We start from the raw sequence: 24897 nt of genomic DNA, 5'->3' as shown, positions 1-24897 counted from the left end.
GGAACGACGTTCTCTTACTCATTTGCTTGGGTTTCTTGGGTTTCAAACATAAACACTGAGGGTTTATGTGTGAAACCCAAGAACCCCAAGCAAATGAGGAAGAGAACGCCGTTCCCGCGATGACCACCGTGGAACGTGCGGAGATGCTCCTCAAGCAGGACGCGGTCATCCGCGAGAAGATCAAGGGCGGCGCTACGCTGGACGAGGCCGTCGACCCCTCCAATAAGGAGTTCGGCCCGCTCGCGCACCCCGAGCAGGTGCAGATGCGCGTCGCCAAGCGTGCGATGATGCTCGAAAGCGGCATCAACCCGTACCCGGTCCACCTCGACGTCACCGACACCATCGAGGGCGTGCGCGCCAAGTACGACGGCAAGCTCGAACCCGGTCAGGAGACCGAAGACATGGTGGGCATCGCCGGTCGCGTCCTGTTCATCCGCAACGCCGGCGGCCTCAACTTCGTGCAGCTCGCCGCGGGCGACGGCACGAAGATCCAGGGCATGATCTCCAAGAAGGAGATCGGCGCCGACTCGTTGAAGCAGTTCAAACAGCTCGTCGACCTCGGCGACCACCTGTACCTGAAGGGCCGCGTCATCGCGTCCAAGACCGGCGAGCTGTCCGTGTTCGCCACCGAGTGGGCCATCGCCTCCAAGGCGCTCCAGCCGCTGCCCGCCCTGCACAAGGACCTCAACGAGGATACCCGCACCCGCAAGCCGTATATCGGCATGATCGCCGACGAGAAGATCCGCAACATGGTGCGCAACCGCTCCAAGGCCGTCGCCTCCCTGCGCCACACCTTCGCGAGCCACGACTTCCTCGAGGTCGAGACTCCGATGCTGCAGACCATCCATGGCGGCGCCGCGGCCCGTCCGTTCACCACGCACATGAACGCATTCGACCTCGACCTCTACCTGCGCATCGCCCCGGAGCTCTTCCTCAAGCGCTGCCTCGTCGGCGGCATCGACCGCGTGTTCGAGATCAACCGCGACTTCCGCAACGAGGGCGTCGACGCCACCCACGCCCCCGAATTCACGATGGTCGAGGCCTATCAGGCGTACGGCACGTACGACACCATCGGCGAGCTCGTCAAGGAGCTCGTGCAGAAGACCGCGATGGACGTCTACGGCTCGCACAAGGTCACCCTCCTCGACGGCACCGAATACGACTTCGGCGGCGAGTGGAAGACCATCAGCATGTACGACTCCCTGTCCGAGGCACTCGGCGAGGAGATCATCCCCAACGGCGGCCCGGAGCACCCCGGCACCTCCGTCGAGCATCTGGGCGAGATCGCCGACAAGCTCGGCGTCGAGCGCGACGAGGTCGAGAACCACGGCAAGCTCGTCGAACACCTCTGGGAGCACTTCTACGAGGACAAGCTCTACGAGCCGACCTTCGTGCGCGACTTCCCGGTCGAGACCTCGCCGCTGGTCAAGGGCCACCGCACCAAGCCCGGCGTCGTCGAGAAGTGGGACCTCTACGTGCGCGGCTTCGAGCTGGCCACCGGCTACTCCGAGCTCAACGACCCGGTCGTGCAGCGCGAACGCTTCGTCGCGCAGGCCAAGGACGCGCTCGCCGGCGACGAGGAGGCGTGCGACATCGACGAGGACTTCCTCGAGGCCCTCGGCGTCGGCATGCCCCCGGCAGGCGGCATGGGCATGGGCATCGACCGACTGCTCATCGCCCTGACCGGTGCCACGATCCGCGAGACCATCACCTTCCCGCTCGTCAAGCCGCTCGTCGGCTGACCGTTGGCCCGGGCGGATCCTAGCCGCCACCGGCCATTCGACAGACCAAAAGCGCCCCGTTCCCCGCGGGGCGCTTTTTTCGTTCACATGCCCCGCGCCCTCCATATACTGAAAGCTATGACGATGGGATTGTGGATTCAGGGTGCGCGCCCGAAGACGCTGCCATTGGCCATCTCACCGGTCGTGGCCGCCTCGATGGCCATGTGGCCGACCGTATTCGAAGGCGTATGGGGCGGCTCCTACCTGCACAGGCCATGCCCGGTGATCGGCGGCAGGCCGTCCTTCGACCCCAACGGCGACTACGGCCAATGCCTGACCTCGCCCGTCTGGTACGCCGCGGTCACGCTGCTGTGCGTCGGCGTGGCCCTGTTGCTCCAGATCGCCGTCAACTTCGCCAACGACTATGCGGACGGCGTACGAGGTGCGGACGATGCGCGCGGCGGCGAGGAATCCGCCACCGGCAAGCCGCAACGCCTCACCGCCTCCGGATTGGTCCCGGCGAAGCATGTGCTCGCCGCCGCCGGCGTCAGCGCGGCGCTCGCCTGCGTGTGCGGACTGGCGATCACCGTCCTGACCGGACACTGGTGGTTCATCGCACTGGGACTGGTCTGCCTCGCGGCCGGATGGTATTACGTCGGTGGCAGACACCCCTACGGATACCACGGTTGGGGCGAGGTGTCCGTGTTCGTGTTCTTCGGACTCGTCGCCACCTGTGGCACCTCCTACGCCCTGTCCGACGAAGTGCCGTTCCTGGTGGTGTGGACGGCCGTCGCGCTCGGGTTCGTCGCGGTCGGCGTGCTGTGCGTCAACAACCTGCGCGACATCGACGACGACGCGGCCCACGGCAAACGCACGTGGATGGTGCGGTTGGGCCGGGAGCGCGGCACCACGTTCGCCTCCGCCATACCGATCGCGGCCGTGGCGATGCTCGCGCTCGCCTACATGTCGCGCAATCCGCTGATCCGGGTGGCATGGATGGTGGCCGACCCGATGTGCGGCATGACCGGCGACGGTCGGACGGTGTGCACGGGTGTGTCGTGGATCGATATCGTCCTGGCGGCCGCGTCCACGGCGATGCTCGTCGTCGCGATCGTGCTGTGCATCCGTCTGCGTGGGGGCCTGCGCGGTCGGCGCTACCGGTCGGCGCTGCCGATGGCGTCGATGCTGTCGCCGGTGCTGGCGCTGGGCTTCGGATCCCTCTACCTGATGGGTGCGTGACTGGTGCGTGACCGGTGTGTGACGGTCGGAGACGTGGGTTCCCTGGGTTCTTCGGGAAACGTCGGCTGAACGTTGCGCAGAAACTTGGGATGAATGTTCGTGTCCGGGCGGCATGGGCGGTAGACTGGCCGTATGACTTACAAACTAGTACTGCTCCGTCACGGACAGAGCGCATGGAACAAAACCAACCAGTTCACCGGCTGGGTCGACGTCCCGCTGACCGAGAAGGGTGAAGAGGAAGCCAAGCACGGTGGCGAGCTGCTCAAGGAGAAGAACGTCCTTCCGGACATCGTCTTCACCTCCCTGCTGCGTCGCGCCATCAACACCGCCAACCTCGCGCTGGACGCCGCGGATCGCCTGTGGATCCCGGTCGAGCGCAGCTGGCGTCTCAACGAGCGTCACTACGGCGCTCTGCAGGGCAAGAACAAGACCGAGATCCGCGAGGAGTACGGCGACGAGAAGTTCATGCTGTGGCGTCGCTCCTACGCGACCCCGCCGCCCGAGATCGATCCGAACGACGAGTACGCCCAGAACCACGACCCGCGTTACGTGGGCGATCCGGTTCCGGAGGCCGAGTGCCTGGCCGACGTCGTCAAGCGCGTCGAGCCGTACTTCAAGTCCGACATCGAGCCGCAGCTCCGCGCCGGCAAGACCGTCCTGATCGCCGCTCACGGCAACTCGCTGCGTGCCATCGTCAAGATGCTCGACAACCTGTCCGAGGAGGAGATCGCCAAGGTCAACATCCCGACCGCCATCCCGCTGCTGTACGAGCTGGATGAGGACTTCAAGCCGGTCAAGCCGCGTGGCGAGTACCTCGACCCGGAGGCCGCCGCCGCCGGTGCCGCCGCCGTCGCCGCCCAGGGCCAGAAGTGAGCCTAGGCCGCTGCTAATATAGCCGTTAATATAACAGCGCGCTGCAAGCAAGGGGGACGTTCCCAAGTGGAACGTCCCCCTTGTCATGTCTTGGCTCCCCTTGTCAGGGGAGCTGGCACGCGAAGCGGGACTGAGGGGTAGTCGAGGAGAGCCTGAAATACAGAGCCGAGAAAACAAAACGACGCAAGACCAACAGGCCATTGCGTCGTTTCGGGCCTCCCCGTGGGGAGAAATCTTAAGTTATCGGGATTCTCGAGATCGGATCACCGAATCGAGATTCACTCGATGGCGCCGTCCTCATCGCGGGCCGGCTCCTTGGACGGATCGAAACCGGAGACGATGAACACCACGCGGCGGGCGGCGGAGACGGCGTGATCGCCGAGACGCTCGAGGAAGCGGCCGATCAGGACCACGTCGATGATCTGCTGACGGGTCAGATCGGTGTTCTCGTCGAGAGCCAGCTCGAAGGTGTTGTGGTGCAGTTCGTCCAGCTTGTCGTCGTTGGCGATGATGCGCTCGGCGGTCTTGGCGTCACGGTCGGCGAGCATGCTCACCAGATCGTCGGACGTGCGGTCGAGGAAGTCCTGCATCTGCTGGAAGGTCTCCTTGGCCGAATCCGGCAGCGGGGAGGCGGGGTAGGTGCGGCGGGAGATCTCGGCCACGTGCTTGGCGAGGTCGCCCATGCGCTCGAAGGTGCTCGCCAGACGCATCGTGGAGACCACGACGCGCAGATCGGTGGCGACCGGGTTCTGCTTGGCAAGCAGCTTCACGCACTGGTCGATGACGCTCTCCTCGAGGGCGTCGAGTTCGATATCGCCGTCGATAACGCTCTGGGCGGCTTCGACATCCTGCTTGAGCAGGGCATCGCCCGCTCCGCGGATGGACTTGCGCACGCCCTGAACCATGCGGTCGAGGTCGTCGTCGACGGCCTTCAGCTCCTCATTAAAGATAACGCGCATTGTCTTTTCAGCCTTTCGTTCTTTTCCGATTACTCAGTCAGATAGCAACCACTCTTCAGTCTATTATTCCGTGTCGGCAATTGCGACAACGTAGCGCAAAGGCCATCTGATGTTGGTTGGCCGTTTACTGGAACGTTCACCTTAAGTTCAGGTTCACGGCATGTCGTCTCCGGCCTCTGCGCCGGTGTGGGAAGATGGAGACATGTACGATTCCCCTGTGCCCTCGATGATCGTCTCGACGGTGTTCGGCATCCTCGGCGTGGCCATGGTGCTCGGCATCATCCTGTTCATTTTCGACCATATCGAGCCGCTTGTCGAGCGTGTTCTCAAAGGCGTGTCGATCACCGAATGGATCGGCGGGAAGGTCGGTGGCGGGATCCGGCGACTGCCGCGGCTGCATCATCGCAGGCGTTCCGGTGTCGACGACGACCATGAGCTCGAGGCGTCCGCCGAGTCGTTGCTGTCGATCCTGCCGAGCGCGTCGCTGATCGTCGATCGTCAGGATGATGTCGTCCGGGCCAATCCGCAGGCGTATCGGCTCGGCATCGTGCGCGACGACAGCATCGTCGAACCGTCGGTCCTCGAGGCGGTGCATGAGGTGCGCGATCATGGCGGCAGGCGTCGGTTCGATCTGGAGACCGAGACGCCGGAACGCTTCGTCCAGTCCCTTCCGGGAGTCGACGGGGCCGGGACGGGGCCGAAGAGCGGCGTGCGCAGGCCGAACTGGCTCAAGGTGACTGTCGGGCGCGTCGATGAGCGGTTCGTCGTGGTGATGATCGACGACGTGAGCGAGACGGTACGGTTCTCGCAGATCCGCGACTCCTTCATCGTCAACGTCTCCGAACAGCTGCTCGCGCCCACCGAGGCGCTGGCGAGTCTCGCCGATGAGATCGAGCGCGACGACGGGGATCCGTCGAGGATCCGCGCCGATGCGTTGCGCGTGCGCGTGACCAGCAACCATCTCAACCACATGGTCTCCGATCTGCTGTTGCTCATCAAGGCGCAGGAGCCGATCGTTCCGTCGGCCGCGAACCGGCTCAACGTGATGGGCCAGTTGGAGGCCGTAACCGCGAAGCTGCAGTCACGGGCCGCGGATGCGGGCGTGCGGCTGACGCTCGACGGCGATCGCACGCTGGTCATCAACGGCGAGCCGGATCAGATCCGCACGGCCGTCACGAAGCTGGTCGAGAACGCGATCATCTACTCGAAGAAGGGCGGATATGTCGGCATATCGGCCGAGAGGGACGATTCCGGGCGATACGCGGTGATCCGAGTGCTCGATCAGGGCAAGGGCATCTCCAAGAGCGAGCAGGAGCGCATCTTCGAGCGTTTCTACCGTGGAAAGGACCAGAACGAACGCAGCGCCGACGGCGTGGGGCTTGGCCTGTCGATCGTCAAGCATGTGGCGCTGACGCATCACGGCACCGTCACCGTGTGGTCGGCGCCGGGGCAGGGCAGCACGTTCACGCTGTCGCTGCCCCTGGCGCGGTAGACCACCGCCTGTCTGCCCCCGGACCGCCTTACCGCCTTACTGCTACTGCCCGAGTCGGCGGTAGTCCCAGCGGTCGAAGTGCTCCCAGATGAGCATGAGCACACCGATGATCACGCCGGCGGTGCACACGATCCGTGCCGTCTGCGCGTTGAAGGACATCGCCTCCAGGATCAGACACACAATCAGGGCGATGGCCCATAGGCCGGTGCCGATGAGGAATACGGTACGAAGATCCACACGCACCGGCTTGGGGGCCGGACGGCGCACGGACGGGTCGATGATCGGCGCGAATCGCAGTCGCCATGGCTTCCTGGTCGTCATGGTAGAGGCCTCGTTCCTTCGGTGTCCGTCAGTGCTGGAGTCGTTCGACAACGTAGTCTATGCACTGCGTCAGCGCGACCACGTCGGAGGGTTCCACGGACGGGAATACGCCGATGCGCAGCTGGTTGCGGCCCAGCTTGCGGTATCCGGAGGTGTCCACGATGCCGTTCTCGCGCAGCGCCTGCACCACCGCGGACGCGCTGATCGCATCGTCCAGATCAATGGTGACCACCGAATGCGAGCGCGCGGCCGGATCGGTGACGAACGGACGGGCGTATTCGCTGCGTTCCGCCCACGTGTACAGCAGCGAGGCGGACTTGGAGCAGCGGGCGGTGGACCATTCCATGCCGCCGTTGTCGTTGAGCCAGCGCACCTGGTTCTCCATCATGATGAGCGTGGCCACGGCGGGCGTGTTCAGCGTCTGGTCCTTGCGGGAGTTTTCCAACGCGCTCGTCAGCGACAGGAACGGCGGCACCCAGCGGCTCACGCCGGGCAGGTTCACGTTCGCCTCGACGCGTGCGGCGCGTTCGATGGCGGCGGGGGAGAGCACCGCGACCCACAGGCCGCCATCCGAGCCGAACGCCTTCTGCGGGGAGAAGTAGTAGGCGTCGGTCTGGGAGACGTCCACGGGCAGGGCTCCGGCGGCCGACGTGCCGTCGATCAGCGTGATCGCGCCCTGCTCCGCGCTGCCCTCGACGCGCTGCACCGGTGCCGCGACGCCGGTCGACGTCTCGTTGTGCGCCCAGCAGTACGCGTCCGCGTATTCGGTGGGCTCGGGCAGACGGTAGGTGCCGGGTTCGCCCTTGAAGACGACCGGCTCCTCCAGGAACGGCGCCTTGGATGCGGAAGCGGCGAACTTGGAGCTGAACGATCCGTATGCGCCGAACGCGGCCTGACGGGTGATCAGGCAGGCGCAGGCGATCTCCCAGAAGCAGCTTGCGCCTCCGTTGCCGAGCGCGATCTCGTATCCGTCGGGCACCTTGAAGAACGATTCGAGCCCTTCTCGGATGGAACCGACGAGCTGGCGCACCGGCGTCTGCCTGTGTGAGGTGCCCAGCAGGGTGGTGGCGCCAGCATCGAGCGCGGCGACCTGTTCGGGGCGGATCTTGCTTGGACCGGAGCCGAAGCGACCATCTTCGGGCAACATATCGGTGGGAATCTTCACTGCATTGGACATGCCCTCCACCCTAGCCAACCGTGGGGATGGAGGGAAGAGCCGACCGTATTTCGGGCGTTCCCCCTAGGGGGACGGAAAACGCGAAAAAATTCTTCGTCACTTCGGAAATCATTCCTCCTCAGCCTTTGTGCCGACTGGAAAAACGACGATGAACATCGGATGGATGATGCATGTCCCCAGCGCAAAGTAAAACGATTGACGCGCCGTTTGGATTTGTTCAAAGACCGGGGCGCGTTGTATGGTGTCGAATCGAGACGGTGATGTGGCGTCCCCTAAGGGTCGCCCAAACGGCCCGCAAGGAGTGATTCTGTATGAAGCATGCTGCACACAAGGCGGCTAAGACTTCCATTCGAAGCAACGGTACGTCCGGTTCCGGTAATCTGTTCACCGCTGCTCGCGGTTCCCACTCGCGCAGGACCGTCATCGCCATGCAGATGGCAGGCAACAACGGCGCCGTGCTCGGCCTCGAGCCGGCGGTCGCCGAAAAGCTCAACGAGCTCGCCCCGATGTCGCGTCGAGCCATCCGAGAGGCCGCACGTGCGGCCGAACGCCGCAACATCATCGTGGGTTCCGCGTCCCTCGCCGCGCTCGCCGGCACCGCCGCGACCACGCTGGCGTTCGCCAACCCCACCGATGATCTGCTGCCGCTGGCCGATGATCCGGCCACGACCACCACGCAGATCCAGCGTCTTGGCGCCACGGCGTCAGCCTCCCGCTCCGACGTGCGCGTTCCGCTCGTCGGCACCGCAGACGGCCAGTCCGCGCAGTCCTCTTCGACCGCCGGCACCGATTCGTCCGCGACCACCTCCGACAAGACCGCCGACTCCGCCGCCGATTCCGACTCCGTCGCCGCCCAGGGCGATGCCGCGAAGTCCGATACCGCCGATTCCGCGGTCGCCTCCGAAGGCACCTCCTCCACCGCCGACGGCACCACGAAGCAGACCTCCAACACCGGTTCGTGGTCGCTGAGCGACTCCACCGCTTCCCTGGACGTCAAGCAGATGTCGAAGTCGCTGGCTAACAACCCGAACGTGGCCAAGCTGATGGATGCCGACAGCAGCGTGCTGCCGGCCGGATTCGACCCGAACCACGCCACCGGAGACACGGGCAACGCCTACGAGTTCAGCCAGTGCACGTGGTGGGTGTACCTCCGCCGCCACGATCTGGGCCTGCCGGTCGGCTCCTACTTCGGCAACGGCGCGCAGTGGGCGGACTCCGCCAGGGCTCTCGGCTACTGGGTCGACAACACCCCGCGTCACGTCGGCGACATCATGGTCTTCCGCACCGGTCAGGAGGGTGCGAACTCCGTCTACGGCCATGTCGCCATCGTCGAGAGCATCAATCCGGACGGTTCCGTCACCACGTCCGAGAGCGGCTCGTCCCTGCAGGGCAAGACCATGTCGCGCACGTTCACGAACGTGTCCGACTTCCAGTACATTCACTACTGATCGTTTTTTTTCGATCGCTTTTCGATCGCTTTCGCTGATCGTCATCGTGTCCGGGATCGTCATCGTCGATCTGTGATCCTCGTCATGGTTACCGGCGTGTCGTCACCGACGACGACCATGAGGCAATATCAGGGTTGAGGTCAGGGATCACCCGATGCTATGGTGGTGCCCTGATGAAGACCTTGAAGAACTATCTTTCCATGGTGATCGCCGTCGTGGCCCTCTGCACGACGTGCATTGCGCTCGCACCGGCCGCCACCGCAGCCGATGCCTCCGGTGTCGTCTCCTCCGAACGCTCGTTCCCGAAGGCCGCCGCCGCTCGCAAGAACCTGCTCAAGGAATCGACGTCCACCGACGTCGAGCAGGATTCCAATTGGGGTGGCATCGAATCGCTCGATGTGCCCAAGACCAAGTCCCAGGCCGAGAAGGACGCCGAGGCCAAGGCCCAGCAGGAGGCTGCCGCCGCGGCAGCCGCTGCAGCGGCAGCAGCTCAGGCGGGATCCTCCTCCGCCAGTCGTTCCGGCAACCGTAGCTCGCTGGGCGCCTCCACCACCACCGGAACCGGTGCCTCCAGCTTCGATCTTGGTTCCGTCGAGGCCCCGACCAGCTCCAATGGTTCGGCCGTCGTCTCCTACGCCGCCCAGTTCCAGGGCGTGCCGTATGTCTACGGTGGCACCACGCCCTCCGGCTTCGACTGCTCCGGCTTCACCCAGTACGTCTACGCCGCCTTCGGCATCAGCCTGCCGCGCGTCGACAACCAGCAGCGCGTGTGGGCTCAGTCCAACGGCACCAAGGTGTCCAACCCGCAGCCCGGCGACCTCATGTGGCGCCCCGGCCACGTGGGCATCTACGTGGGCAACAACATGATGATCCACGCGCCGCGCCCCGGCAAGAGCGTGTCGATCGTCCCGGTGTACGCCTCCTTCGAGTACTACCGCATTATCTGATCGCTTCCTGATCGTATTTGGCGGTCGCTGGTAGTTCGACGGCACACATCGCCCTGATCTTCATGAAACGCCTCCCGATGGGAGGCGTTTTCCTGTTTTGGGCGATTCCCGCCGTGCTGTTCACACACGGCGAACCCATCCGGGGGTATTCTTGGGAATCACAGGGGGCGACGTCGCCAACCGCGTCGTCGCATATATATCCTTAAGGAGGTCGTCATGATCAACGACAAAGCGATTCTCGTCGGCGTTGACGGATCGAATGCCAGCTACAAGGCCACCTGGTGGGCGGCCAATTACGCCAAGCACGCGGGACTCACACTGCAGATCGTCTGCGCGTATTCGCTGCCCAGCTACGCCGCCGTCAGCTTCGATGCCACCTACACCGCGATGGGGGACGACAACGCGGCCCACTCCGACGCGCAGGAGATCCTCTCCAAGGCCAAGGCCATCGCCGACGAACAGGGCGTGGAGGCTGCCACGCTCATCGTGACCGGTGATCCGGCATCCGTGTTCGTTGAGCTGAGCCGCAACTACAACCTGATCGTCATTGGCAACCGCGGCAAGGGCGGACTCGCCGAACGACTGCTCGGCACCACCTCGTCCTCGCTGCCGGCCTACGCGTACTGCCCGATCGTCGTCGTGCCCTACACCGATGACGACGGCAACCTGATGCACCTGAACAACACGATCACCAAGGTGGCTGTCGGCTCCGACGAATCCAAGTGGGGTCTGAAGGCGCTCGACATCGCCGCGTCGTTCGCCCACGCGTGGGGAGCCGAACTCGACGTGATCTCCGCCGCGCCGCAGGTCAAGGGCGCCGACGACGCCGTGTACGAGTCGTACATGGACGATCTGGAGACCCGCGTCAAGCCGCTCGAGGAGCAGTACCCCGATCTGGTGATCAAGAAGCGCATCGTGTCCGGCTCCGCCGTGGACACGCTCACCAAGGCCAGCTACGACCATGACGTCGTCGTCGTGGGCTCCCGCGGCCGTGGCGGTTTCACCGGCCTGTTGCTCGGTTCCACCAGTCAGGGACTGATCCAGCACGCCGCCGGTCCGGTCTACGTCGTGCCGCGCAAGTACGTCGAGGCGGCAGAATCGCGTCTCGACACCGTGCCGAGCTCGCCGGCCGAGGTCACCCCGAAGCCGCTCGACGACATCTCCGGTGTCGAGGAGATCCCGGTACCCACCGCCAAGCCCGAAGTCGTCAACGAGATCGAAAAGACCATCGATCCCGAGCACTGACCGGCGGCCTTTGACCCCTCTTTCTCCCGCGGCCCCCTCTGACGGGACGTTGCCGTGAAGCAAATGGAAAAGCTCCCCACCCGGGGAGCTTTTCCATTTCCATTTATCTTTACCGTCAGTTTCGGTAATCGCGTCCGCACTCAGTGCTTGACCGTGACCTCCATGCGCACCGGCGTCTCCTGCACGTACGTGTGCTTGACCGTGCACGCCTTGTCGATGTGGCGGGTGATGCGCTCCTTGAGCTTGTCGGCGTCCTCGTCGCTCAGACCCGCGTCGGAGGCGTCCACGACGACCTGCTCGTTGAAGTTGATGAACGCGTCGCTGTCAGCGTCGTACGTGCCATCCACGACGATCTTCGCGCCCTTGCCCTCGCCCAGAGCGTTCTCGACCGCGAACTGGCTGGAGAGTGCCGCGCAGCCCGCCAGGGCGATCTTCACCAGATCGCCGGGCGTGAACTGGCCGCGATCCTTGCCGAACTTGATGTGCGCGCCGTCATCGCTGAACGCGTCCCAGGAACCGTCCTTGTTGCGCTCCACCCACAGTCGCTTGCCCATAATGACTCCTCATTGTCGTGTCTGTATTGTGATTGTGCGCGCGGCGCGCCTGCCGTGCCGCGATATCTCCCAATCTAGCCCATATGTCGCTTCGTGAGGCACCGATGCGATCGTATTCGGTCATGACGGTAGTCAGCTACACTGGTGGGCATGGCTTTGACCGAAGAACAACTCGCTGACATCCGCTCCCGCATCCCCGCACGCCCCGTCACGGACATCCCCATGCCCTATGAGGATCTCGTGCGCCGGATCCTGACCGAAGGCACGCTCAAGTCCGATCGCACCGGCACCGGCACGATCTCCCTGTTCGGCCAGCAGATGCGCTTCGATCTGTCCCGGGGTGCCTTCCCGCTGCTCACCACGAAGACCGTGTTCTTCAAGGGACTCGCCTACGAGCTGCTGTGGTTCCTCAAGGGATCGCGCAACATCCGCTGGCTGCAGGAGCGGGGCGTGCACATCTGGGACGAGTGGGCCGACGAGAACGGCGACTTGGGCCCGATCTACGGCGTGCAGTGGCGCAGCTGGCCCGCACCCACGCCCGAGGACCCGAACCGTACGATCGACCAGATCTCCAATGTGATGGACCTCATCAAGCATCACCCCGATTCTCGCCGCATGGTCGTCACGGCGTGGAACCCGGCCGAGGTCGAGCAGATGGCACTTCCGCCCTGCCACGCCCTGTTCCAGTTCTACGTGGCCGACGGGCGCCTGAGCTGCCAGCTCTACCAGCGCTCGTGCGACATGTTCCTCGGCGTGCCGTTCAACATCGCCTCCTACTCGCTGCTCACCCTGATGATGGCACAGCAGGCGGGACTCGAACCGGGGGAGTTCGTGTGGACCGGCGGCGACTGCCATGTCTACGACAACCACGTCGATCAGGTGCTCGAACAGCTGTCGCGCGAACCATACCCGTACCCGAGAATCGAGATCGACAAGGCCGATTCGCTCTTCGACTACCGATACGAGGACTTCCACATCCTCGATTACCGGCATCACCCCACCATCAAGGCACCCGTCGCGGTCTGACGGTCGCCGCGTGACACTAAACTTGCCGCTAGCCGAAACGCATTCAAGGAGTATGAAATGGAGCATGACAGTAGCCGAAGCGGCTATCACGAACCCGAGCCCGGAGAAGCCGGGCTTGAGGAGATCGAGGACTGGGGTGACGATTTCCCCAAGACGTTCTCAATCAACCTGATCTGGGCCGAAGCCCGCGACAAGGAAGGTCGTCCGGGTGCCATCGGCTTCGACGGGGGCATGCCTTGGCACTTGGCCGAGGATATGAAGCATTTCAAGGAACTCACCGTCTCGCATCCGGTCATCATGGGTCGACGCACGTGGGAGTCGCTGGGGGCGAAGTATCGCCCGCTGCGCAATCGCGACAACATCGTCGTCTCCCATGACGCCTCGTATCGTGCGCCGGGGGCCACCGTCGTCGACAGCCTCGAGGACGCGCTCGATCTGGCACGTCAGGAGGCCATCCCGGACGACGGCATCGACCGTTCCGAGATCTGGGTGATCGGCGGGGCGCAGCTGTTCGAGGAGGCGCTGCCGGAGGCGAACAAGGTGTACGTCACCCTGCTCGACACCAAGGTGGACGCTGACACGTACGCGCCGGACATCGCCGCGCTCGCCAAGGCCGGACACTGGGATGTCGCCGACCGCTCCCCGTGGCTCAAGCCGGACAAGGAGAAGGACGGCAAGGACATCCGCCGCTACCGTTTCCTGACGTACGTGCGCGCCGCGCGCTGACACGACATCGAATCAGCAACGCCGAATCAGTGAACCTGCGAACCGGCGAACCGACAAGGACTGCAAGGATACATATTTCATGGCCGATAACCGCACCAGCGACCATAAGAGCGACCACAAGTACACGGTGATGACCGTCTGCACCGGCAACATCTGCCGTTCGCCGATGGGGGAGATCATCCTGCGCCACTACTTCGACGAGCGTGGTCTCGGTGACCTAGTGGATGTTGAGTCGAGCGGTGTCTCCGACGAGGAGTGGAGCCATCCGATCGACCCGCGCGCCGTGCACGTGCTGCGCGAGCGCGGTTACGGCGACGAGATCCCGCGCAACCACTTCGCGCACCGTATCTCGCGCGACGAGATCGCCCGCACCGATCTGTTCCTGCCGATGACCGCCGCGCACATGCGCTCGCTGCTGCGTCTGCTGCCGCCGGGCAAGCGCGCCGAAGTGCACATGTACCGCAGCTTCGACCCGAACCTGCCCAAGCCGCCGGCCGGCCGCGAGGACACGATCGATCTGGTCGACCCGTGGTACGGCGGCCCGCACGAGTTCGAGGTCGCCATCGACCAGATCGAACAGGTCGCCCCCTACATCGTCGACTGGGTCGCCAAGCAGCTCAAGGCCGAAGACAAGGGTTGAGTGGTTCGAGAGGCCGACTGAGGGCGGGCCTTATAGCTCCAGTTGCGGTCGTCTCCGCCAGCGAGCCTCTGTAGTTGGCACATAACGGACTCCCGAAAGCCTTCGGAAGTCCGTTATCCATAAGAAGACCGTATCTGCTTGCAGCTAACCGACGCCAACGGCGTGATTCGCGTCCGTTTCATACCAGAAAAGCGCTGAAACCCTTGAGTTTCAGCGCTTTTCATGGCTTTTGCCACAGGTACCCCCAGAGAGGGGGATACGGCCCAGCGTCGTACAGGTCCATCTCCACCACTCCGGGGGCAAATAAATTTACCTTCATTACTTACAAAATCAATCATAGCAACGGTTCCCGCTTTCTTCCAATAGACACGCAAGCAGTGTTGCTCCTTATCGTCATCTTCATGCGGCTGATGGTCGAAACGACCTGTGACGAGTGATCGAATCAGCCTAAACCTCAATGATTGCAAGGCCTAAGGCACTAGAGGTGCATTTTTAGGTGCAATGGCTCACTGAGAGCGTATTCGGCCACTTGGTGGCATTTTTGGTGGCATTTTTCCGAGGCCGTTATGCCATGCCATCGATCTTGGATTCAGCACAAGGAGCATCATCATGTCCGCAAGGACGAAGAAGGACAGTATGGGGCCGTCGCCGGGACGGCGGAGCAGGTTCGGCACCGTGACGCCGCGCTACGATACCGCAGGCAATCTCGTCGCCTGGCAGGTGCGGTACCCGGACCCGAAACGACCGGGCAAGAAGGTCCAGCGTCAGTTCAAGCCGGACATGGAGCACGAGGCGCACCAGTGGCTCGAAGAGGAACGGCATCTGGTGGAACTGGATCGCAAGAACATCCAGGAATGGGTCCATCCGTCAGAACGCCGCCGCAGGAAGCGCGCGAACCTGATCTCGTTCGAGGATTACGTGACCCGGTGGGCGGAAGGATACCGGCTGCCGAACGGCGAGAGGATAGCCGGCGGCACGCGCCGGAACCTGTATCTCGACATCGCGCACTTCATGCCGGGCTTCAAGGGCAAGCTCCTGACCGAGATCACGCCGAAGGACATCAAACGCTGGTACGACGCGCCGCACCCTGAGGGGCAATGGGCGTTCCGCCGCTCATGCATGCGCCTGAAGGCGGCGTTCGCCAGCGCCACGAAGATGAGTATGGACGGCTCCCCGCCGCTGATCCGCGACAACCCGTTCATCCTGCCCATACCACCCGCGCCACGATCCGCCAGGGAGGACGTTCCACCGGTCACGCCGCTGGAACTCAAGCTGATCGCGGAGAACATGCCCGACTACACGAGACTGGCGGTGATACTCGCCACGCTCGTCGGAGGCCTCCGTTGCGGCGAGCTGTGCGGCCTGCAGATCAAGGACATCGACCTGAAGGCCAAACGCCTGACCGTGCGACATTCCGTCAACAGGGGCTATGCGGATCGCGGTTCGACACGCATCGCCAGGACCAAGACCGACTCCAGCCGGCGCACCGTGCCCATCCCCGACGGGCTCGTGCCCCTGATTCACGACCACCTGCTCAGGCACTGCGAATGGACGGACCCGGAAGCCATGGTCTTCCGCCCCAGACGAGCCTCGGTGATGAGCCAGACCACTTTGGAGGCCCAGTTCCGCAAAGCCAGGGAGAAAGCCGGCCGCCCCGACCTGACCTTCCAATCCCTGAGGGCGAGTCACGCGACACTGCTCATGCTCAAGGGCGGCACCCTGCGGGAAGTCATGGACGAACTCGGTCACGTCAGCGAGAAGGTCGCCATCAAGCACTACCAGCGCATCGTCGCCCGACACCGCAACCAGATCGTCAACCAACTCGCCGAAGACTTCATCAAAGCAGCGCAATGACCACATGCAGACGAATACGGATTGAGACGCCCTGTTGCCCTGTGTATACAGAACTATTCCCAATCTGGAATAGTTCTGTATACAATAGGAATATGGCTATCAGAACGAATCGGACGCTGCTCACACGGCGGGAAGCCGCCCGTAGACTCGGAGTGAGCGAGCGACGGGTCAGCGCGCTTCGCGCTGCTGGCCGGCTTGAATCTCTTTCCGTGGGAGGCGGCTCGCTGATTACGGAGGATTCCGTACGTCGCCAAGCACAGTGGCAGGGTGCGGATGGGCGTCCTTATTCACCAGACATGGCGTTCGGGGCGCTATACATGCTCAGCGGGCTCGACGCGCCATGGCTGGGCCGACAGCAGCGATACCGGCTCAGGGGATACCTGAGGCAGATGGATGCGGAGAATCTGACCCGTCTCGCGCGCAGGCGTGCGACGACGGTCGAATACTGGTGCAGGGACTCCAACCTCGACAAGGTCGAAACCCTCATCCGTCCCTCCGCCGCCACCGGAGCATTGGCCGCCTCGTTCCAATTGACCGCCACAGACGTGGTGGAAGGCTACGTCACCGCCGATGCTCTGAACGACGCCATTCGGCAATGCCGGTTGAAGCAAGGCGCGACTCCGGTCCGGGTACGGCTCCACGTCGCCGACGATCTTCCCGCCGGCGAGGGGCCGATGCCTCTCGGCGTATGCGCGGCCGACCTGGCTGAATCCAACGACCCGAGAGAACGCCGCGCCGGCATGGAAACCCTTCAACAGCTGATCGACGAATATCATCGCAAGGAGCACCAGGCATGATTCCGACAATCCGCATCCCCAACACGGGCCATCCGTGGAATACCGTGTACGCGGTAGCCGCGGCGAACATCCCGGAATCATGGCTGCTTACGGGCGGGCTCATGGTCCAGCTGCACGCCATCATGGGCGGATTGACAGCACGACCCACCACCGACGCCGACCTGCTCGCCGACCTCATGGCGGATCGACGCGGCATCGCCAGACTGCGCGGCATTCTCACCTCTCGCGGGTTCGAGACGCAGCCGGGCACGCTGACCGGATACACGACCCGCATGATCGCGCCGAACGGCGACGTCGTGGACCTGCTGGTCGCCGATCACCTTCCCAAGTTCCTTGGGGCTGACGCGACCATCGCCGGCACACCGGTGCTATCCATGCCGGGCGGCGCGCAGGCAGTGGAACGCAGCATGCAGGTCCAACTCATCGATGACAAGGACGGCGCCGAAGTCGTGGTTCGCATCCCGGACCTGCTCGGCGCGCTGATACTCAAGAGCGCGGCCTACAGCGCCGACCACGCCGGCTACGGTGACCGTCACCTCTATGATGCAGCCATGCTCGCATCCCTCATCCCGGATCCCGATGCGGAGCTCGCACGCTTGCACAGCGGCACCGACCGCAAACGCATCAGACTCCTGCACGACAAGCTCATCGAGGATTCCCCGTACTGGGACAACCTCGATGAATCACACCGTCAAGACGGGCTCGACACTATTGAAACGCTCTCCACATGGTAATTGTCGGCAATTCCTTTTCTTGCAGATCCAGTTGTACCTTGCGAAAACCTTCAGATGAATGCGCCGTCTCGCATGGTGAGGGTGGTGTCGCATTGGGCTGCGACGCGTGGGTCGTGGGTGGCGAGGATGAGCGTGGCGCCTTGCCTGCATTGCGCGAGGAGCATGGTCATGATGGTGTCGGCGGTGTGCGTGTCGAGTGCCGCGGTGGGTTCGTCGGCGATGATGATGGCGGGGTGCATCACGGTCGCCCTGGCGATGGCGATGCGTTGCCTTTCGCCGCCGGACAGTTGCCCGGGCATGCGTCGCGCCTTGCCGGCGAGCCCGACTTGTTCCAAAGCGGCTGTGGCGCGTTGCCGGCGTTCGGCGCGCTTGATCTTGGGTTTCGCGTATTCCATGGGGATGGCGACATTGGCCCATGCGGGCTCGTCTTCGAGGATCGCGTAGTCCTGCGGGATGAAGCCGAACATGCGGTTGCGCCATGCGGACCGGTCCTTGTCGTTTTCCGGTGCCGGGCGCCCCTGCAGGAGCAGGGAGCCGGAGGTGGGTTGCATGGACAGTCCGATCATGCGCAGCAGGGTGGATTTGCCGCATCCGGACGGTCCCATGATGGCGATCGACTCCCCGGCCGAGGCGTGCAGGGATACGTCGCGCACGGCGAGGAGCTGCGCCTGCCCGTCCGTGTATCGTTTGGTCAGGTTTCGGGCGTCTATGGTCGTCTGTGGCATGGTCGGTGCTTCTTTCATTGAATGTGTGTGGTTGCGCGTCGTACGGCGATCGTCCAGACCAGGGCCGCCATGGCGAGGATGACGGCGATCATCGTCCGGGATGCGGTGGCCACCGGTTCCCCTATCAGCTGGAAGCATGCCAGCACCACGGCGGCGGGCAGCAGCATGCTGAGGATGAGTCCGGCGACGCGGATCGCCTCGTCCACGGCGGTGGCGCCGTAGAGCCGGCGGACGAGCATCGCCGGCCGCTCCCGTGCGAGGGTCACGGACAATGATTGGATGATCACGATGACGGTGAGCGCGAGGAAGGCGGACAGTCCGAGCAGGTACATCAGCGCGCGCACGATGAGATCCCTGTCGCGTTGGGGCTGCTCCGTGTTCAGCCGGTGCGGCACGAGTATCAGGCCGGCGTCGCGGCTTCCCGTGATGAAACCGTCGAGCTGGGTTCGGGATGGGTTGAACATGACCGTTTTGGTCACCGCCTCTTCGAGTTCGATGTCGTTGAGCCGGTTCAACGAACTCGGGTCGAGCCGGATGACGAGATACCGGTCCAGGTTGATGCCGGCGGTGTTCGGGTCGAATATGGCCGCCGAGGCCGGCAGCGTGCCGGTTACCCTGACGTCGGTGCCGGCGATATGCACACTGTCGGGCGCCTGCGCCCGGTCCACCCGGTAGCCGATGGACGCGCAGGGCGCGTGGGAGCACAGGCCCAGACGGGGGAACACGTCATCGACGTTGCCCATCAGGACGATGGCCGGTATGCCGTTGGCGAAATCGGGATCGTCGATCTCGACGTTGTTGACGATCGCGGTGTACGCCCTGCCCTGCTCCAGCATGTCCCGCAAACTATCCGTCACCTTGGGGTCCGTCTTGCTCGGGGACTGCAGGAGGTATTGCGGGGAGAACGTGACCGCGTCGACGGCCCGCAGACGAGCCTCGCCGCTGATCACGCTGGATTCGGTCAGCACATCGCTGAGCGTCATCGTGAACACGCTTCCCGCGAAGACGACGAGCAGCGTGATGCCGAGAATCGATCCCCATCGCCTCAATCCCATGCGGACGCCGGTCATCAGTTCATGGATCATCGTTCCACCTCGTCATTCGATCGTATGCCGAGCCATTCAGCCAACGCCGTCACAAGCGCCGTCAGGACCGTGCCGCTGATAAAAGCTGCGGCGAACGCGGCCGCCGGGCCGATGCCGGTCCTGCCCGACACCACGGTGATGAGCACGGCGCTCAACACCGTTCCTGCCAGCACGCCGGCCACGATCGGGACAACGGCCTCACGCACCCGGCCCGCCCACACCTGCCTGCCAGTGGCGCCGAACAGCCGTCTGACATGCAGGTCGGCCTTCCTCGCCGTCTCCATCGTCATGACGCACACGCAGGCGCAGACCAACGCCAGTACCAGAAACAGCAAGGTGATACCCACGAAGGAATCACCGGCAAGGGACGACCACAACGACTGCGCCTGCGGTTGGGTCACGTCCATGCCGCAGCGCGCGAACAGGTCCGAGATCTCCCGGAGCCGCTGCGGGTCGCTCGTGTTCACATACACGCTGCCGGGAAACAAGGGAACCGCCCCCAACGGGAGCACATACTGCAGGTTGCCGCCGACGTTCGCCCCCGGAACCCTGACGACACCGCCGACGGAAAACCCGGCGGGCAATAGCGGTGCATCCCCATGCTCACGCCATTGCCCGGCCGAGAACGACGACTCGATCACACAGGCCACGCGACTGTTCATGTTCCGGCATTCTTGCGGAAGCGCATCGGCCCATCCGATGGAGGCCCCCGACGACTGGAACACGATCGCCGGCCAACCGTCCCCCACGGAACCCTCCAACAGGGAAATACCGTGACCGGAAAGATACTCGGCCAGATCACGCGTCGCCTCAAGATTCTTTCCGTCGTCGTGCCCGGCATCCGCCGACGCGGTCAGCACCAGTTGCGTCTTCGCGTCGAACATGCCCCATTGCGATCCACGCCAATCAAGAACGCTCCAGTACACCGCCCAGGCAAGAAACGAAGACAACATCCCCAACAGCAACGATATTGCGCAAATGGATGTAGAAAAAAACTTTAGATGACGGGTAATTTTTAGCATTCCGTATCTTTCCAATCACGGTATTTCTAGATGGGTGCAATAAGAAATGCGTCAGAAGTATTCAACACCCCAGTAATAGTGCGTGACGTACTTATCGCCCCACAATACGGAATCCCAGACGGAGTCCGTCCTGCTTCGAACCTGAGTGTCTCCTGAATAGGAAGCGGCTGATGTATACAGTCGTCCGGTATCCAAGCTGGGGCCGGCCTGTCGGGTGAAACGCTGATATCCGCGACGCGCGTGACGCCCGCCATCATTATAGGAAGCCTGAATCTGTACATAGCCATTCACCTTGATGCCGCCAATGCTGCTTTCCCATGTGCGACCATAATTCGGACCGCCGGCAAAAGCGGTAGAAGGCAATGCGATGCCAGTTATACCCAGAATTGCCGCAAGGACAATTGCCGTAAATTACTTTCGCACAATCATGATTACTCCTTTGTTGGAAATTTGGAATGTGTAAAGACATGCGTAAAAAAACTAGATGATAATTACTTTCCTTTCTGCTAGATGCCGAAGTCTTATGGCTTCGTCTTGCAAGATCCAGTCTTCTACCCCAGCGAGAGAGAAACAATCAGAGAAGGAGTTATTGACATCTAGAGATGACTCGCAATACGTCAATCGGAGAAGGGGAAAGCTACAACTAGCTGCTTCTATAGCCAACCTAATACTGATTATGTTTGTTTTTGTCATCTCTGGATGACAAAAACAAACAACGGTTCTTTCAGCATATCTGCCTACACTGGTTTTTGGTTTCAATCTCCCCACAAGGCGCACGCAGGGTGCGCCTTTTCGCGATCGAGGGAGATCAATATGCCGAAAATCAGGCATTCCCATGGAAACCATCCGCAGAAGCCTCCGCGAAGCAAGTGGGGAACCGTGCTGGCCCGTTATGACGGAACCGGCATGCTAATCGCATGGCAGGTTCGATATCCGAATCCATTAGAACCTGGCAAACGCGTCCAACGCCAGTTCAAGCCGGATCAGGAGCTCGAAGCCCGTAGGTGGTTGGAAGCCGAAAAGTATCTTGTCAGTCTCCATCGTAACGGCATCGCCGAATGGGTTCATCCAACGGAACGAAGCCGACGAAAAGCCGTCGCGGAAAAGAGCCGGACACAACGCAATATGCTGTTCCGCGACTATGTGATGCGATGGGCCGAGGAATACCGGCTGCCCGACGGCAATGGTATCGCCGGTGGCACGCGTCGCAATCTTTATCTGGACATTGGCCATTTTTTGCCAAGTCTTGGGGACCTGCCGCTTAACGAGATCACTCCGTCCATTATCAAGGCTTGGTATGATGCGCCTCACCCGGAAGGACGGTGGGCGTTCCGACGCTCATGCATGCGACTGAAGGCGGTACTGGAGTCAGCCACCCGTGGCGGATTGGACGGTTCGGAGCCATTGCTGTCCTTCAATCCCTTCATATTCCATATTCCGCCAGCGCCACAGCCCGCCCGCATCAATGTACCGCCGGTGACTCCTTCCGAACTGATCCTGCTGGCTGACGCCATGCCCGATTACACCAGACTGTCCGTATTCCTCTCGACTTTAGTGGGTGGTCTGCGATGTGGTGAACTATGTGGGCTTCAGGTGCAAGACATCGATCTGAACAGGCAGATACTTCATGTCCGGCACTCCGTGAATCGCGGTGACGCTGACAGAGGGGATCTCCAATTCGGTAAGACGAAAACGGAATCCAGCATCAGGAACGTACACATCCCGGATACCCTGATTCCTCTTATTCGACAGCACCTTTCTGATTACTGCGATCTGACACGACCGGATTCGCCGGTGTTCGTGCCCAAACGTGCAAGAATCATGTCCCAGACAACGCTGGACGGCCAGTTCGCCAAGGCCCGGCTGAAAGCAGGACGCCCTGATCTGACATTCCAGGCATTACGAGCCAGCCATGCAACATTACTCATGATTCAGGGTGGAACGTTGCGGGAAGTCATGAATCAATTGGGACACGTCAGTGAGAAGGTGGCTATCCGGTACTACCAGCTCACCGTCGCCTCACATCAGAGTCAAGTGGTTGACGAGCTTGCCGAATCATTTATGAGCGACATTCAGCGGCGTGAGTCCTAGACCAAAGTGATGCACCATCGCGATACGTGACTCACCTTCATATAGGAAATGCCGTGAGGGATCTGAATCTGGTCCCTCACGGCATTTCGGTCTCTGACTGGTCGAAGTCTCACAATCGCAGCATCAGACGGATTGGAAGCGCAGATAGTCCGTTAACTCCCACACCGTATCTTGCAGCCGACGAAGTTCGGAGTCTCGGCTGAGAGTACTCCATTGCGCCGCATACGCCTCCATCCAGATTTCCAGCGCTTCGGCAAGACGCGCCGTATCATCATGCTGAGATGCGGCACTTGACTGCAAAGAGTCGATGACCCCGACATCGGACGCAAGCTGGAGACCAACTCGGTTCAACAGTCGTTGCCCCTCGATGGCTACGCGGAATGCAGCGGCGTTTCCTGCGATTCGCGGTCCTGCGGTCGCGGTGATCGCGGAGATTCGACGGGCGCTGGTCTGCAGAAGGTGATCTGCGGTTTCACCGAGCGAGATGTGGTGCTTCAGATAGCGGAGCAGCATCCGTCGGGATTCCACAAGTGACGGTGCCCGGCTTCCGTCCTGAAGGGCGCGGATCACATCGTCTGGTCGTTCGTTTTCCGGCAGCAGTCCTGGGATGGTTTGCAGGACACCGGTGTTGACGCCGCCCCGTCCGTCATCAAGTTCCAGCCAAGTGATCAGGTGGTTCCATTGGAAGCAGGCCGCATGGCTTGCGCGAGCAAGGATATCAAGCAGTTCTCCGCTGGCGTCGTGGTATTCGAGTCGGGAGATGCGTCGGAGCATGTCGGTCTCGTCGGGGATGCGCCCGGGGTTCCAGGATTCCTGTGCGCCGATGATCATGCCGGGGATGGCCATGCGCGGGTCGTTGACGTGGCCGAGGTCGCCCCAGTCGGTGACGAGCATGCCTGCCGCTTGGTATTGCGTGCCGTAGCGGGCCATGCGGGTGATGTTGTTCCAGGCGTCGTCGATGCGCGGCAGGAGCGCGTTCCAGCACCATACGGCCGGGCACACGATCTGTGTGGCGCCGGATTGGGCGACGGTGCGGACCTTCTCGTCGGTGACCTGCGGGTCGTACTGCCAGTTGAGCAGGGTGACGGCTTCGGGGAGGCGCTCCAGGATCTCGGGGTGTTCGAGGGCGATGTCGCCCCACATCATCGGCTGTTTGCCTTGGGCTTCGAGGTGGCGGCACAGGCGGGTGACGTAGTCGACGTACATGGCGGCGACGCCGATCTCCTCGGCGAAGGTCTTGGAACGACCCCTGCCGAGGTCGAAGGTCTCGTCGGCGCAGATGTTGAACTTGTCGGAGCGGAACAATTGCAGGTAGTCGTCGATGAGCTTCGTGGACAGGGTGAAGGCGCGTTCGTCGCTGATGTTCAATGTGTGGTGGCGCATGCGGTCGATGAATCCGAACGGTTCGTCGGCGGTCTCGGGGAACTCGCCGAGATCGCGCAGGCTCCGGGTGCGCAGGGCCATGTAGAGGTGACCGAACGTGGAGACCGACGGCACCAGCTCGATGCCCCGTTCGGCGCAGTAGTCGTCGAGGTCGAGGATGTCGCGCGGGGCGAGCGGGCTGGAGCCGCGCCATGTCTCGCTCATGCCGTCGAAGCGGAAGGTGTGTTCGACGTAGAGCTGGAGCTGGTTGTACTTGTAGAGGCAGAGTTTGTCGGCCCAGTGTTTGAGCCAGTCGAGGGTGGGGACGCGCCCGCGGGTGACGTCGAGGTAGTAGCCGCGCGTTTCGAAGGCGGGCCGGTCCTCGATGTGCAGGAGGGGCAGGGCGGCGCCGCATTGGCGGATGAGCTGGCGCAGGGTCTGCACGCCGTTGCGCACGCCCTCGAAGTCCACGCCCGCGACGGTCACGCCATCCGGGGTGACATCGAGCGTATACGAGCCGGACGGGTGTGCATGGGGATTGTCAAGTATGGTCAGGGTGATGAATCCCGGCCAGCGGTCGCCCGTCGCGATGTCCCATTCCAATCCGGTGGCTGCGCGGATGTCGTCGATGAGTTGTGCGGCGAGTATATGCCGATCGTCACCGACCGTGCGCGCTTCGTTGATTCGTCCGCACATTGGCAGCAATGCGATGCCTGCTTTATGCTGCATGGTTTGCGGCGTGGGGATGATGGTCCATCCTTGCAGGAGTATTTGGCCGTTCATGGGAAGTTCCTTTCTTGGCATATCGCTAAGGATTGTTGTGAGGTTCGTTTGGCCCTGAGATGGCAGTGCGGTGTCG

22 protein-coding genes are annotated in these 24897 nt (G+C 62.7%); 14 read left to right on the top strand and 8 right to left on the bottom strand.

Translation table 11 applies throughout. From position 1 onward, the window contains the following. Positions 1-65 precede the first annotated feature (65 nt). From lysS to EMB92_RS04610, 3 genes are all read left to right on the top strand, one after another. The gene (lysS, locus tag EMB92_RS04620; RefSeq protein ID WP_150393875.1) at positions 66-1742 is read left to right on the top strand and encodes a lysine--tRNA ligase; all 1677 of its coding nucleotides are present in this window, start codon (positions 66-68) and stop codon (positions 1740-1742) included. Between the two features lie 117 nt (positions 1743-1859). Continuing rightward, positions 1860-2960 carry a 1,4-dihydroxy-2-naphthoate octaprenyltransferase gene (gene menA / locus EMB92_RS04615; RefSeq protein ID WP_223847564.1) on the top strand — a complete coding sequence of 367 codons (1101 nt, stop codon included), beginning with the start codon at positions 1860-1862 and terminating at the stop codon, positions 2958-2960. Between the two features lie 132 nt (positions 2961-3092). Then, positions 3093-3833, top strand: a complete 741-nt coding sequence (locus EMB92_RS04610) for a phosphoglyceromutase (protein ID WP_107042497.1) — start codon at positions 3093-3095, stop codon at positions 3831-3833. A gap of 278 nt (positions 3834-4111) precedes the next feature. Here the strand turns inward: EMB92_RS04610 and phoU are convergent, their stop codons facing one another. Then, positions 4112-4792: a phosphate signaling complex protein PhoU gene (gene phoU, locus EMB92_RS04605; protein WP_150393874.1), complete on the bottom strand. Its 681-nt coding sequence runs from the start codon at positions 4790-4792 to the stop codon at positions 4112-4114. A gap of 202 nt (positions 4793-4994) precedes the next feature. Between phoU and EMB92_RS04600 the strand changes: the two genes are divergently transcribed. Then, a complete protein-coding gene (locus EMB92_RS04600; RefSeq protein WP_150393873.1) occupies positions 4995-6284 on the top strand; it encodes a sensor histidine kinase in 1290 nt (429 codons plus the stop codon). A gap of 42 nt (positions 6285-6326) precedes the next feature. Here EMB92_RS04600 and EMB92_RS04595 read toward each other — a convergent pair whose 3' ends face one another. Together EMB92_RS04595 and serC are read right to left on the bottom strand one after the other, a co-directional pair. Continuing rightward, positions 6327-6581 (bottom strand): DUF2530 domain-containing protein, encoded by a 255-nt coding sequence (locus EMB92_RS04595; protein WP_043167721.1) that lies wholly within the window; start codon positions 6579-6581, stop codon positions 6327-6329. A gap of 52 nt (positions 6582-6633) precedes the next feature. After that, a complete protein-coding gene (gene serC / locus EMB92_RS04590) occupies positions 6634-7782 on the bottom strand; it encodes a phosphoserine transaminase (RefSeq protein ID WP_043167713.1) in 1149 nt (382 codons plus the stop codon). A gap of 311 nt (positions 7783-8093) precedes the next feature. On the opposite strand from serC, the gene EMB92_RS04585 reads away from it, so the two are divergent. The 3 genes from EMB92_RS04585 (at position 8094) to EMB92_RS04575 (ending at position 11422) form a co-directional block, all read left to right on the top strand. After that, positions 8094-9230 (top strand): CHAP domain-containing protein, encoded by a 1137-nt coding sequence (locus EMB92_RS04585; protein ID WP_043167714.1) that lies wholly within the window; start codon positions 8094-8096, stop codon positions 9228-9230. A gap of 173 nt (positions 9231-9403) precedes the next feature. Next, complete coding sequence (locus EMB92_RS11850) at positions 9404-10177, top strand: C40 family peptidase (protein WP_274518242.1); 774 nt, start codon at positions 9404-9406, stop codon at positions 10175-10177. 216 nt (positions 10178-10393) lie between these two features. Next, positions 10394-11422: a universal stress protein gene (locus EMB92_RS04575; protein ID WP_043167715.1), complete on the top strand. Its 1029-nt coding sequence runs from the start codon at positions 10394-10396 to the stop codon at positions 11420-11422. Positions 11423-11562: 140 nt separating this feature from the next. On the opposite strand, the gene EMB92_RS04570 is transcribed toward EMB92_RS04575, so the two are convergent. Beyond that, the gene (locus EMB92_RS04570) at positions 11563-11976 is read right to left on the bottom strand and encodes an OsmC family protein (RefSeq protein WP_043167717.1); all 414 of its coding nucleotides are present in this window, start codon (positions 11974-11976) and stop codon (positions 11563-11565) included. A 222-nt stretch (positions 11977-12198) separates the two neighbouring features. Here EMB92_RS04570 and EMB92_RS04565 point away from each other — a divergent pair, with 222 nt between their 5' ends. The 6 genes from EMB92_RS04565 to EMB92_RS11670 all read left to right on the top strand — a co-directional run bounded on the left by EMB92_RS04565 (position 12199) and on the right by EMB92_RS11670 (position 17753). After that, positions 12199-13002: a thymidylate synthase gene (locus EMB92_RS04565; RefSeq protein ID WP_181162456.1), complete on the top strand. Its 804-nt coding sequence runs from the start codon at positions 12199-12201 to the stop codon at positions 13000-13002. Between the two features lie 57 nt (positions 13003-13059). Beyond that, positions 13060-13728, top strand: a complete 669-nt coding sequence (locus tag EMB92_RS04560) for a dihydrofolate reductase (RefSeq protein ID WP_140444471.1) — start codon at positions 13060-13062, stop codon at positions 13726-13728. Positions 13729-13807: 79 nt separating this feature from the next. Beyond that, positions 13808-14368 (top strand): low molecular weight protein-tyrosine-phosphatase, encoded by a 561-nt coding sequence (locus tag EMB92_RS04555; RefSeq protein ID WP_052119338.1) that lies wholly within the window; start codon positions 13808-13810, stop codon positions 14366-14368. Between the two features lie 609 nt (positions 14369-14977). Then, positions 14978-16222: a tyrosine-type recombinase/integrase gene (locus tag EMB92_RS04550; protein ID WP_094667163.1), complete on the top strand. Its 1245-nt coding sequence runs from the start codon at positions 14978-14980 to the stop codon at positions 16220-16222. A gap of 296 nt (positions 16223-16518) precedes the next feature. After that, complete coding sequence (locus tag EMB92_RS04545; protein ID WP_223847563.1) at positions 16519-17019, top strand: hypothetical protein; 501 nt, start codon at positions 16519-16521, stop codon at positions 17017-17019. Next, positions 17016-17753, top strand: coding sequence for a hypothetical protein (locus EMB92_RS11670; protein ID WP_223847562.1), 738 nt, complete (start codon positions 17016-17018; stop codon positions 17751-17753). Before EMB92_RS04545 ends, EMB92_RS11670 begins: the two co-directional genes overlap by 4 nt. A gap of 50 nt (positions 17754-17803) precedes the next feature. Here EMB92_RS11670 and EMB92_RS04535 read toward each other — a convergent pair whose 3' ends face one another. Genes EMB92_RS04535 through EMB92_RS04525 form a run of 3 tightly spaced genes read right to left on the bottom strand, consistent with a single transcriptional unit; the run spans position 17804 to position 20447 of the window. Next, the gene (locus EMB92_RS04535; protein WP_150393872.1) at positions 17804-18478 is read right to left on the bottom strand and encodes an ABC transporter ATP-binding protein; all 675 of its coding nucleotides are present in this window, start codon (positions 18476-18478) and stop codon (positions 17804-17806) included. 14 nt (positions 18479-18492) lie between these two features. Then, complete coding sequence (locus tag EMB92_RS04530) at positions 18493-19563, bottom strand: hypothetical protein (protein WP_150393871.1); 1071 nt, start codon at positions 19561-19563, stop codon at positions 18493-18495. Then, a complete protein-coding gene (locus EMB92_RS04525) occupies positions 19560-20447 on the bottom strand; it encodes an FtsX-like permease family protein (protein ID WP_094667166.1) in 888 nt (295 codons plus the stop codon). Before EMB92_RS04525 ends, EMB92_RS04530 begins: the two co-directional genes overlap by 4 nt. A 951-nt stretch (positions 20448-21398) precedes the next feature. On the opposite strand from EMB92_RS04525, the gene EMB92_RS04515 reads away from it, so the two are divergent. Beyond that, the gene (locus EMB92_RS04515; RefSeq protein WP_043164767.1) at positions 21399-22676 is read left to right on the top strand and encodes a tyrosine-type recombinase/integrase; all 1278 of its coding nucleotides are present in this window, start codon (positions 21399-21401) and stop codon (positions 22674-22676) included. Between the two features lie 123 nt (positions 22677-22799). Here EMB92_RS04515 and EMB92_RS04510 read toward each other — a convergent pair whose 3' ends face one another. After that, the gene (locus tag EMB92_RS04510) at positions 22800-24821 is read right to left on the bottom strand and encodes a beta-N-acetylhexosaminidase (protein WP_150393870.1); all 2022 of its coding nucleotides are present in this window, start codon (positions 24819-24821) and stop codon (positions 22800-22802) included. Between the last annotated feature and the right edge of the window lie 76 nt (positions 24822-24897).

Origin of the sequence: Bifidobacterium callitrichos (genome assembly GCF_008698085.1) — a bacterium.
GTDB classification, from domain to species: domain Bacteria; phylum Actinomycetota; class Actinomycetes; order Actinomycetales; family Bifidobacteriaceae; genus Bifidobacterium; species Bifidobacterium callitrichos.
Note: the sequence above shows the minus strand (reverse complement) of the source record. Positions and strands in the feature narration are given on the sequence as shown.